Source organism: Myxococcus sp. AM010, assembly GCF_013372585.1.
GTDB lineage: Bacteria > Myxococcota > Myxococcia > Myxococcales > Myxococcaceae > Myxococcus > Myxococcus vastator.
Genome location: NZ_JABXEO010000001.1, coordinates 330,877 through 342,626 on the forward strand (window position 1 = coordinate 330,877; position 11,750 = coordinate 342,626).

General features: G+C 71.1%; 2 protein-coding genes. Both read left to right on the plus strand.

Annotated elements, in window-relative coordinates; all coding sequences use genetic code 11:
• Nucleotide 1 precedes the first annotated feature (1 nt).
• Entirely contained in the window at nt 2–8,224 is an 8,223-nt protein-coding gene (locus HV826_RS01320) for a non-ribosomal peptide synthetase/type I polyketide synthase (protein WP_176415177.1), read from the plus strand.
• On the plus strand, nt 8,221–11,661 hold the full coding sequence (locus HV826_RS01325) for a non-ribosomal peptide synthetase (protein ID WP_176415178.1): 3,441 nt from the start codon (nt 8,221–8,223) through the stop codon (nt 11,659–11,661). Before HV826_RS01320 ends, HV826_RS01325 begins: the two co-directional genes overlap by 4 nt.
• Nucleotides 11,662–11,750 lie beyond the last annotated feature (89 nt).

The following is an 11,750-nucleotide window of genomic DNA, read 5'->3' on the forward strand; positions in this document are numbered from 1 at the left end:
GATGAAGCCATCTTCTGGTGTCTCACAGACCCCTGTGGATTTCCCTGGGGCCTCCGGTGTGTCCGGAGGCCGCACACGCGATGAGATCGCGGCGTGGCTTCGAGCCTACGTGGCCGAGTCCGCCGGGCTCGCGCCCGAAGAGGTCGACCCCCAGGAGCCCTTCGTTCGTTACGGGCTGACGTCGAAGGACGCGGTGTTCTTGTCGGGTGAGCTGGCGGATTGGCTGGGCCGCGACGTCTCCCCCACCATCCTGTGGGAGCACCCCACCATCGACGCGCTCAGCCAGGCGCTCGGACGTGGCACCGCGCCCGTGACGGACGCGCCCGCGACGCCCGTCACCGAGGCCGCGCGGGACGAAGCCATCGCGGTGGTGGCGCTGGGGTGCCGCTTCCCGGGAGCCCCGACGCCAGAGGCCTTCTGGGCGCTGCTCCAGCGTGGCGGAGATGCCATCACCGAAGTCCCCGCGGACCGCTGGGACGCGGCGAGCCTCTACGCGTCGGACCCGTCGACGCCCGCGACGATGAACACGCGATGGGGCGGCTTCCTTGAAGACGTCGGCGCGTTCGACCCGCTCTTCTTCGGCATCTCACCTCGCGAAGCCGTGCGGATGGATCCGCAGCAGCGCCTGCTCCTGGAAGTCGCGTGGGAGGCGCTGGAGCGCGCGGGACAGGCACCGCAAGGACTCCAGGGCAGCCGCACGGGCGTCTTCGTGGGCATCAGCACCAGCGACTACGCGCAGCGGCAGTTCGGCGACCGCGCCTTGCTGGATGCCTATGCGGGCACTGGCAACGCGCACAGCATCGCGGCCAACCGGCTGTCGTACGTCCTGGGCCTGCGGGGTCCGAGCATGGCCGTGGACACCGCGTGCTCGTCGTCGCTCGTCGCGGTGCACCTGGCCTGCCAGAGCCTCCGCGGCCGCGAGTGCGACCTGGCGATGGCGGGCGGCGTCAACCTCATCCTGTCGCCCGAACTCACCATCGCCTTCTCGCAGGCGGGGATGATGGCGGCGGATGGGCGCTGCAAGACGTTCGACGCCGCGGCCGACGGCTACGTGCGCTCCGAGGGCTGCGGCATCGTCGTCCTCCAGCGACTGTCGGACGCGGTGGCATCGGGCGCGCCCATCCTGGCCGTCATTCGCGGCTCGGCCGTGAATCATGACGGGCTCAGCAACGGCCTCACCGCGCCCAGCGGCGCCGCGCAGCAGGACGTCATCCAGCAGGCCCTCCATCAGGCCCGCCTGTCGCCAGCGCGGCTTGGCTACATCGAAGCCCACGGCACGGGAACGCCGCTGGGCGACCCGATTGAGCTGGCGGCACTGAGCGCCGTGCTCTCACCGGGGAGGACGGCCGAGCAGCGCTGCTTCATCGGCTCGGCGAAGAGCAACATCGGCCACCTGGAGGCGGCGGCCGGCATCGCGGGGTTGATGAAGACGGTGCTGGCCCTGAACCACGGGGAGATTCCGCCGCAGGTCCACCTGCGCGAGCTCAACCCGCACATCACCCTGGATGCGAACCGCTTCCCGATTCCCACGCGCCCGGAGCCGTGGCCCCAAGCGCCCGGCGAGCGCCTCGCGGGAGTCAGCGCCTTCGGCTTCGGTGGCACCAACGCCCACGTCATCCTGAGCGAGCCCCCGTCGCGCCCCGCGGAGGCACCTCGCGTCCCCGAGCGCGGCAGCCAGGTCCTGACGCTGTCCGCCCGGAGCGATGCGGCCCTGCGGAACATGGCCCGTCGGTACCAGGAGCACCTCTCCCGGCCGGACGCCCCCGCGCTGGCGGATGTCTGCTTCACGGCGAACACCGGCCGCAATGCGTGGCCGCACCGGCTCGCGCTCACCGCGCGCTCGCATGAGGAGCTGGCGTCGCGGCTCGAAGCCTTCGCCCAAGGGCACGCCGTGCCCGGGCTGCATCAGGGCGAGGTGCAGCGTGGCGCCGCGCCGCGAATCGTCTTCCTGTATCCCGGCCAGGGCACCCAGTACCCCGGCATGGGACGGCAGTTGTTCGACAGCGCGCCCGTCTTCCGGGAAGCCCTGGAGCGCTGCGACGCGCTGCTCCGTCCGCATCTGGAGGTCCCGCTGCTGTCGGTGCTGTTTCCGACGACGGACGCGACCGCGCAGCTCATCCACCAGACGCGCTACACCCAGCCGGCGTTGTTCGCGCTGGGCCACGCCCTCACCGAGCTGTGGCGTTCGTGGGGCGTGGTGCCAGACGCCGTCATGGGCCACAGCGTGGGCGAATTCACGGCCGCGCACACGGCGGGCGCGCTCGGGCTGGAGGAGGTGCTGGCGCTGCTGGCCACGCGCAGCCGACTCATCCAGGCCCTGCCCCAGAACGGCGCCATGGCGGCCGTCCTGACGGATGAGGCCTCGGTGATGCTGGCACTGGAGGGCGAGCCCCTGGTGGACGTCGCCGCCATCAACGGGCCACGAAACGTCGTCATCTCCGGAGAGCGCGAAGCAGTCCACCGCATCACCACGGCGCTCCAGGCGCGAGGCATCGAGTCGCGGCCGCTCACCGTCTCCCACGCGTTCCACTCGCCGCTGCTGGAGCCGATGCTGGATGGCTTCGAGCAGGTGGCCCGCATCCTGCCCGCCCACGCGCCGCGCCTCCCGCTCATCTCGAACCTCACGGGCGAGCGCATGTCCCAGGCCCCCGACGCCGCCTACTGGCGACGGCACGCGCGCGCGCCCGTCCAGTTCTTCAAGAGCCTCCAGACGCTGACGCAGGCGGGCCCCGCGCTGTTCATCGAGCTGGGCCCGCATGACACGCTGCTCGGCATGGCGAAGCGCTGCGTGCCCGAAAGCGCCAGCCTGTGGCTGCCCAGCCTGCGGCGTCAGCAGGATGCCTGGGAGACGCTGCTTGGCAGCCTCGGCGCGCTGCACACGCGCGGCGCCACCATCTCATGGAGCGCCGTCGACGCGGACCACCCGCGCCGTCGTGTCCCGCTGCCCACCTACCCCTTCGAGCGTCAGAGATACTTGTTGGACTCCACGCTCCCCTCTCCTGCCCACACCCCGACGATGATGCCCCAGACCTCCGCCGCAGCGCCCGTCGTGTCACGCAAGGAGCGCATCCTCACGGAGCTCCGCGCGGTCGTCGCCTTGCTGCTCCAGGCGCCACCCGAGAAGCTCGACCCGCGCATGTCCTTCCTGGAGATGGGCGCCGACTCCCTCGTGTTGCTGGACGCCATCCGCAACGTGGAGAAGCGCTTCGGCGTGAAGCTGGCCATCCGTCAGCTCTTCGAGGAGCTGACGACGCTGGACGCACTGGCGAGCCACCTCGACCAGACGCTGCCCGCGAGCTTCGCCCTGGGCCCCGCGCCAGCGGCGACGAGCGTCCCCGCGCCGCTCCCCGTGAGCGCGCCGGCCCTCAGCACGCTCGCCGCGCCTCCGGGAAGCGCCGTCGAGCAGCTCATCCAGCAGCAGTTGCAGCTCATGGCGCAGCAGCTCGCGCTCCTGGGCGGACGTCCCGCCGCGCCGCCGCCGCTCCCCATCGCGACGCAGGAAGCCCCTGCCCCCAAGGCAGCGCTCGCGAACACCGCGAAGGCTGGAGGCGCGTCACCCTTTGGCGCGGGGCCGAAGTCCGGCGCGCCCGAGCGTGAGCTTCCCGCGGTGCAGCAGCGTCACCTGGACGCGCTCATCGCGAAGTACACCGCGCGCACGAAGCGCTCGAAGGAAGCCGCCGTCCGATACCGCGCGAAGTGGAGCGATGTCCGCTGGCTGATGAACTTCCGCGCAGAGCTGAAGGAGGTCTGCTACCCCATCGTCAGCGTGCGCTCGAAGGGCTCGCGCGTCTGGGACGCGGACGGCAACGAGTACATCGACTTCTCCATGGGCTTCGGGGTGCACCTGTTCGGTCACAACCCGCCCTTCATCATGGAGGCGCTGCGACAGCGGCTGGCGGAAGGCATGGAGCTGGGCCCCCAGTCGGACCTGGGCGGACAGGCCGCGGAGCTGATCTGCGAGCTGACCGGGATGAAGCGCGTCACCTTCTGCAACTCCGGCACGGAGGCGGTGATGACGGCGCTCCGGCTGGCGCGCGCCGCGACGGGCCGCACCAGAATCGTGATGTTCACCGGCTCCTATCACGGCCACTCCGACGGCACGCTGGTCGTGGGGCGCATGGTCAACGGCGAGCCTCAGTCGCTGCCCATGGCCGCGGGCGTGTCGCCCAAGGTCGCCGAGGACGTCCTCGTGCTTCCCTACGGTGAAGACCGCACGCTGGAGCTCATCCGCGAGCACCTTCACGAGCTGGCGGGCGTCCTCGTCGAACCGGTGCAGAGCCGCCGCCCCAATCTCCAGCCACGGGCCTTCCTCCACGCGCTGCGAGCGATGACGCGTGAAGCAGGCGTGCCCCTCATCTTCGATGAAATCATCACCGGCTTCCGGCTCCATCCGGGTGGCGCGCAGGCCTGGTACGGCATCGAGGCGGACCTGGCCACCTACGGCAAGGTGCTCGGGGGCGGCATGGCCATTGGCGCCGTCGCGGACCGGGGCGGCTTCGTGGACCGAATCGACGGGGGCGACTGGAGCTACGGCGACGCGTCCTACCCCGCCGTCGAGACGACCTTCTCCGCGGGCACGTTCTGCAAGCACCCGCTGACCATGGCGACCACGGTGGCCACGCTGAGCCACCTCAAGGCCGAAGGGCCCGAGCTCCAGGAGAACCTGAGCCGCCGCGCCGCGGACCTGGTCGCGCGCCTCAACGACCTCTTCCAGCGTGAGCAGGCGCCCATCGAGGCGATCCACGGCGGCTCGGTGCTGCGCTTCTCCGCCGCGGGCAACACCAGCTACCTGTACCAGTCGCTGGAGATGGACCTGTTCTTCTGCCACCTCATCCAGCGCGGCATCTACATCTGGGAGGGGCGCACGTGCATGCTCTCCACCGCGCACTCGGACGAGGACCTCGACACCATCGTCCGCGCCGTCGCCGAGACGGTGGCCGACATGCGCGCGGGCGGCTTCTGGCCCCGCGCCACACTGCCCGAGCCCACCCGCGTGGAAGCACGCACGCTGCCGATGACGGAGGCGCAGCGGCAACTGTGGGTGCTCGCCCAGATGAACCCCGGCGGCTCCATCTCCTACAACCTGTCGATGAGCCTGCGGCTGGAAGGCGTGCTCCAGCGCGAGCTGCTCCAGCGCGCCCTCCAGCACGTCGTCGACCGGCATGAAGCCCTGCGCATCCACGTCCACGAGTCCGGCGAGCAGCAGACCGCCGCCGCTTCGCTGGCGCTGGCCCTGACACTGCACGACCTCTCCACCCTGCCCACACCAGAGCAGGCCGAGCGCCTCACCGCCTGGTACGAGCGGGAGAGCAACACGCCGTTCGACCTGCACCGCGGGGCGCCCTTCCGCGCGAATCTCTTGAAGCTGGGCGCGCAGGAGCACGTCTTCGTCCTCACCGCGCACCACGTCGCCGTGGACGGCTGGTCGCTGGGTATCATCGTCCGCGAGCTCGCCGCGCGCTACACCGAGCTCCGGGGCGGCAAGAGCACCCCGCCTCCGCCCGCGATGCAGTGGGGCGAGTACGTGCGGTGGCTCCAGCAGCAGGCAGACACGAAGGAGCAGGCGGCCCACGAGCGCTTCTGGCTGAGCCGGCGCGTGGAGACGCTGCCCGCGCTGGAGCTGCCCATCGACCATGGCCGCCCCGCGCACCGCAGCTACCGGGGTGCCCGGGAGACGCTGCGGCTGGACCGCGCCACCACCCAGTCCCTGCGGGAGGCGGCGGCGCAGCAGCAGTCCACGCTCTTCATGCTGCTGCTCTCCGTCTACACCACGTTCCTCCACCGCCTGACGGGCCAGGATGACGTGCTGGTGGGCATCCCCACCGCGGGCCGGGGGATGGAGGGCAGCGAGGGCCTGGTGGGCTACTGCTCGCACCTGCTCCCCATCGCCAGCCACGTCCAGGGCGAGCAGACGTTCTCCGAATACGTCCAGGGCCTCAAGCAGGTGCTCTGGGAAGCGTATGAGCACCAGGACTATCCCTTCGCCCTGCTCATCAAGCGCCTGGGATTGCCGCGCAGCACGAGCCACACGCCGCTCGTCAGCGTCACGTTCAACCTGGAGCGCCCGCTGGGGAACCTCCAGATGGACGGCCTGCGGACGCACTTCGTCCCGCAGCCCGTTCGCTACGCCGCCTTCGACCTGAGCCTGAACGTCATCGACGCCGAGGACGGGCTCGTCCTCGACTTCGACTACAACACCGACCTGTTCGAAGCAGCGACGCTGGCCCGCTGGGCCCAGGGCTTCCGCACGCTGCTGTCGGGCGCGCTCAAGCAGCCGGAGGCGCGCGTGGCCGACCTGCCGATGCTCACCCCGGCCGAGCGCCGCAAGGTCCTGGTGGCGTGGAACCAGAACCAGGTGGGCTACCGGGAGGACCTGCTCACCCACCAGTTCATCGAACAGCAGGCCGCCGCCAGGCCCGGCGTGCACGCGGTGGAGCTGGACGGACAGTGCATCACCTACGCCGACTTCAACCGGCGCGCGAACCAGCTCGCGCACCACCTGCGTGGACTGGGCGTCGGGCCGGGCGTGCTGGTGGGCGCCTTCATCGACCGCTCGCCGGAGATGTTGGTGACGTTGCTGGCCATCCTCAAGGCCGGTGGCGCCTACGTGCCGCTGGACCCCGCGCACCCCGTGGAGCGGCTGCGCTTCCTGCTGGATGACGCGCGCGCGGCCGTGCTGGTGACGAAGCAGGCCCTCGCGGAGCGGCTGCCCACGCACACCGCGAAGGTCGTCCACCTGGACACGGACGCCGTGACGCTGGCGTCCTGTCCCACGGAGAACCCGCCCAACACCGCGACGGCCACGTCCCCCGCCTACGTCATCTACACGTCCGGCTCCACGGGTGAGCCCAAGGGCGTCGTCATCAGCCACGGACAGATGGCGGTGCACTTCCAGGACATGCAGCTCCACTTCGAGCTGACCGAGCGCGACCGCGTGTTGCAGTTCGCCTCGTTCAACTTCGACGCGTCCCTGGAGCAGATCCTCCCGACGCTCATGACGGGCGCCACGCTGGTCCTGCGCGGCAACCAGGTCTGGACGCCCGAGGAGCTGGCCCGCCGCGTCGTCGAGCAGCGGCTGTCGGTGGTGAACTTCCCCACGGCGTACTGGCAGCAGCTCACGCAGAGCTGGGCCGAATCGCCGCCGGCCCTCGGCGCCCATGACTTGCGGCTGGTCATCATCGGCGGTGACACCGTGCTGCCCAAGGTGCTGGAGCTGTGGCAGCAGGGCCCGCTGGGCAACGTGCGCACGCTCAATGCCTACGGCCCCACCGAGACGCTCATCACCGCGGCGACGTTCGACATCCCCAAGGGCTGGAGCGCCACGCGCGTCCCCATTGGCCGGCCGCTGTCGAACCGCCCCTGCTACGTGTTGGACGGGCACGGCGCGCCCGTGCCCATCGGCGTGGCGGGCGAGCTGCACATCGGCGGGCCGCTGGTCGCCGCGGGTTACCTCAACCGCCCGGAGCTCACCGCGCAGCGCTTCGTGCCGGACCCGTTCAGCGACGACCCGGCGGCGCGCCTCTACCGGACGGGAGACCTGGTCCGCTACCGCCCCGACGGCGCGCTGGAGTTCCTGGGGCGCACCGACCACCAGGTGAAGGTGCGCGGCTTCCGCATCGAGCTGGGAGAGATCGAGTCCGCGCTGAGCGCGCACGAGCACGTCCAGGAAGTGGTTGTCACCGTCCGCGAGGAGCCGGGCGCGCTGGCCGGACATGACAAGCGGCTGGTGGCCTACGTGGTGCCGTCCGCGCAGGGCAGCGTGACGCCCGCCGCGCTCCGCCAGTTCCTGCTGGAGAAGCTGCCGGACTACATGGTCCCCGCCTTCTTCGTGCTCCTGGAGGCCCTGCCGCTCACGGCCAGCGGCAAGCTGGACCGCAAGGCGCTGCCCGCACCCGACCCGGAGGCCAGCGCGCCCACGCGCCCCTTCGTCGCGCCGCGCACGCCCACCGAACAGACGCTGGCGGACGTGTGGATGAAGGCCCTGCGCCTGCCGCGCGTGGGCATCCACGACGACTTCTTCGAGCTGGGCGGTGACTCGCTGCTGGCCACGCAGGTGGCCTCGCGGCTGCGGGAAACGCTCAAGGTGGAGCTGCCGCTGGAGCGGCTCTTCAAGCAGACGACCATCGCCGGGCTCGCGGAGCATGTGGACACCGTGCTGTGGGCGTCGCGTACAGCAGAGGACACCAGCGTCAACGGCGCGAGCCGTGAAGAGGGGGAGCTGTGAACACGATTGACGGACTGTTGACCCGGCTGCGACAGCACGACGTGCGGCTGTGGATGGAAGGCGAGCGCCTGCGCTTCAACGCCCCACCGGGCGTGATGACGCCCGACCTGCTCGGGGAGATGAAGTCCCGCAAGGAGGAGCTGGTCTCCTTCCTCCAGCAGGTGGGCCAGTCGCTCCAGAGCGCCGCGGACCTCATCCCCGCCGGCCCTCGCGATGGAGCGATGCCGCTGTCGTCCGGCCAGCAGCGCATGTGGTTCCTGGAGCAGTTCCAGGGGCCCAGCGGCGCGTACAACATGCCCGCCGCGTTGCGGCTCGAGGGTGCCCTGGACGTCGCCGCGCTCCAGCGGAGCCTGGACGAAATCGTCCGCCGTCACGAGGTGCTGCGCACGAGTTATGGCCAGCACCAGGGTCAGCCGTTTCAGCGCGTCTTGCCGCCAGCGCCCGTGACGATGCCCCAGGTGGACCTCCAGCACCTCCCCGCCGACGCGCGTCAGGCCGAGGTCCGGCGGCGCGCGACGGAGGAGGCCGGCCGGCCCTTCGACCTGTCGCGGGACCTGCCCCTGCGGCTGTCCCTGCTGCGGTTGGACCCACGCGAGCACGTGCTGCTGCTCACGCTCCACCACGTCGCCTGCGACGGCTGGTCCCTGGGCGTCCTCATCCGCGAGCTGGCGGCGCTCTACCGCGCGTTCAGCACGGGCGAGCCCTCACCGCTGTCCGAGCTGGCCCTCCAGTACGGTGACTTCGCGCGCTGGCAGCAGGAGCGCGCCACCCGGGGTGACCTCCAGCCGAACCTCTCCTGGTGGCGCGACCACCTGGCCGGCGCCCCCGCGCTGCTGGAGCTGCCCACTGACCGGCCGCGCCCCGCGAACCAGCGCTTCCACGGCGCGACCCATCGCTTCACCGTGCCGCCGGAGCTGACCGCCCGGCTCAAGCAGCGGAGCCGCGAGGCGGAGGCCACGCTGTTCATGACGCTGCTGTCCGCGTTCGGCGTGCTCCTGTCACGCAGCAGCCGGCAGGACGACGTCGTCATCGGCACGCCTATCGCCAACCGGGTGCCCCAGACGGAGCCCCTCATCGGCCTCTTCGTCAACTCGCTGCCGCTGCGGCTCCAGGTGGACGGCGCGCGGCCGTTCTACGAGCTGCTGACCCGCGTGCGTCAGGACACGCTGAGCGCCTACGCGCACCAGACGCTGCCCTTCGAGCAGCTGGTCGAAGCGCTCCAGCCCGCGCGAGACCCGAGCTACTCCCCGCTGTTCCAGGTGCTGTTCACGCTCCAGAACACGCCGTCCGAGGTCCTCTCCCTGTCCGGCCTCACGCTGGAGCAGTTGGAGTTCGAGAGCGGCACCACGCAGTTCGACCTCTCCCTGTCGATGGCGGAGACGGCGCGAGGCCTGGTCAGCGAGCTGAACTACAACACCGACCTGTTCGACGCGGCGACCGTCGAGCGGATGTCCGGGCACCTCCTCACGCTGCTCGCGGCCATCGCGGAGGACCCCACCCGGCCCGTGCGCGACCTGCCCCTGCTGACCGGGCCCGAGCGCCTTCGCCTGCTGCGGGAGTGGAACGACACCGCGATTGAGCTGCCCCTGCCCGGCAGCCTCCACAGCCTCTTCGAACAGCAGGCCGCGCGCCGTCCGGACGCCACCGCCGTGCGCTTCGAGTCGCGCGCCCTGACGTACCGGGAGCTGGATGAACAGGCGAACCGGCTGGCGAACCACCTGCGCCAGCTCGGCGTGGAGCCAGGGCACCGCGTGGGCATCTTCCTGGAGCGCTCGGTGGAGCTGCTCGTGGGGCTGCTCGGCATCCTGAAGGCGGGCGCGGCGTATGTGCCGTTGGATCCGCTGTATCCGCCGGACCGGCTGGCGCACATCCTGGACGACAGCGGCGTCTCACTGCTGCTGACCGAGCCGGAGCTGGCCGCGCAGGTCCCCGCCTATCGCGGCAAGCGCATGGTGATGGCGGAGGCCTCCGGCGCATCCACGACGTCACCCCAGGTGACGCTCGCGGGCACGAACCTGGCCTACGTGCTCTACACGTCCGGCTCCACGGGCCGTCCCAAGGGCGTGGCCGTGCCGCACGCCGCGGTCGTCAACTTCATGGCGTCCATGCAGCGGGCGCCTGGGATGACCGACCAGGACACGCTGTTCGCCGTGACGACGGTGGCCTTCGACATCTCCGTGCTGGAGCTGTTCCTGCCCCTGAGCGTGGGCGCCAGCGTCGTCATCGCCAGCCGCGAGACGGCCCTGGATGGCACCCGGCTGATGCGGGCGCTGGCGGAGAGCGGGGCCACGGTGATGCAGGCCACGCCGTCCACGTGGCGGATGCTGCTGACGCTGGGCTGGAAGGGCAGCCCCACGCTGAAGCTCCTCTGTGGTGGAGAGGCGATTGCTTCCGAGCTGGTCGAGCCGCTGTGCTCGCGTGGCGCGTCCCTGTGGAACATGTACGGACCGACGGAGACGACCATCTGGTCCACCTCCACGCGCATGGAGCCGGGACGCCGCATCACCCTGGGCCGCCCCATTGGCAACACGCAGGTGTACGTGCTGGACGCGGCCCTGCACCCGGTGCCCCTGGGCGTGACGGGCGCGCTGTACATCGGCGGACACGGCGTGGCGCAGGGCTACCTCCACCGCCCGGAGCTGACGGCGGAGCGCTTCGTGCCAGACCCCTTCGGCCAGGCGCCGGGCGGCCGGCTCTACGACACGGGCGACCTGGTGCGCGCGCTGCCAGACGGCACGTTGGAGTACCTGGGCCGCGGCGATGGACAGGTGAAGCTGCGCGGCTTCCGCATCGAGCTGGGGGAGATTGAAGCCCGGCTGGCGCAGGTGCCGGGTGTCCTGGAAGCCGCCGTCAAGCTGTGGGACGTGTCGGGCCACGCGGAGCTGGTCGCCTACGTGCGCACCGGCGCCGAGGCCGCGCCCGAAGCCCTGGCGATTCGCCAGCACCTGGCCGCGCACCTGCCGGCGTACATGCTGCCGAGCCACTTCGTGACGCTGGAGTCCTTCCCTCGGACGGCGAACGGCAAGCTGGACCGCAAGTCGCTCCCCGCGCCGTCGGCGAACCCGCGCGCCTCGGCGGCCTACGAGGCGCCGCGCACGCCCACGGAGGTCCAGCTCGCGGCCATCTGGCGCGACGTCCTGGCGGTGGAGCAGGTCGGCGCGCGCGACAACTTCTTCGACCTGGGGGGCCAGTCGATGAAGGCCGTCCAGGTGGTGGCGCGCATCCAGGAGTCCTGGAAGGTGGAGGTGTCCCTCCGCGTCCTCTTCGAGCACCCCACGCTCGACGCCCTGGCGAAGCACCTGGAGACGCTCCAGCAACCCGGTGCGCCCGCCGCGCCTCCGCCGCTGGTGGCTCGGCCACGACAGGCCCGCCGCGTCCAGGCCGCGACGCGCGCCGAGCTGAACCTCCCTGACTCGACTTCCTCGAAGAAGGAGTAGCGCCCCGGGTCCACGCCACGACTGGCGTGGCCCGCTTCGCCGCTGCCCCGTTCCTCGCCCTCACCTTTTCCGCCGGCCGGTTCTTACTC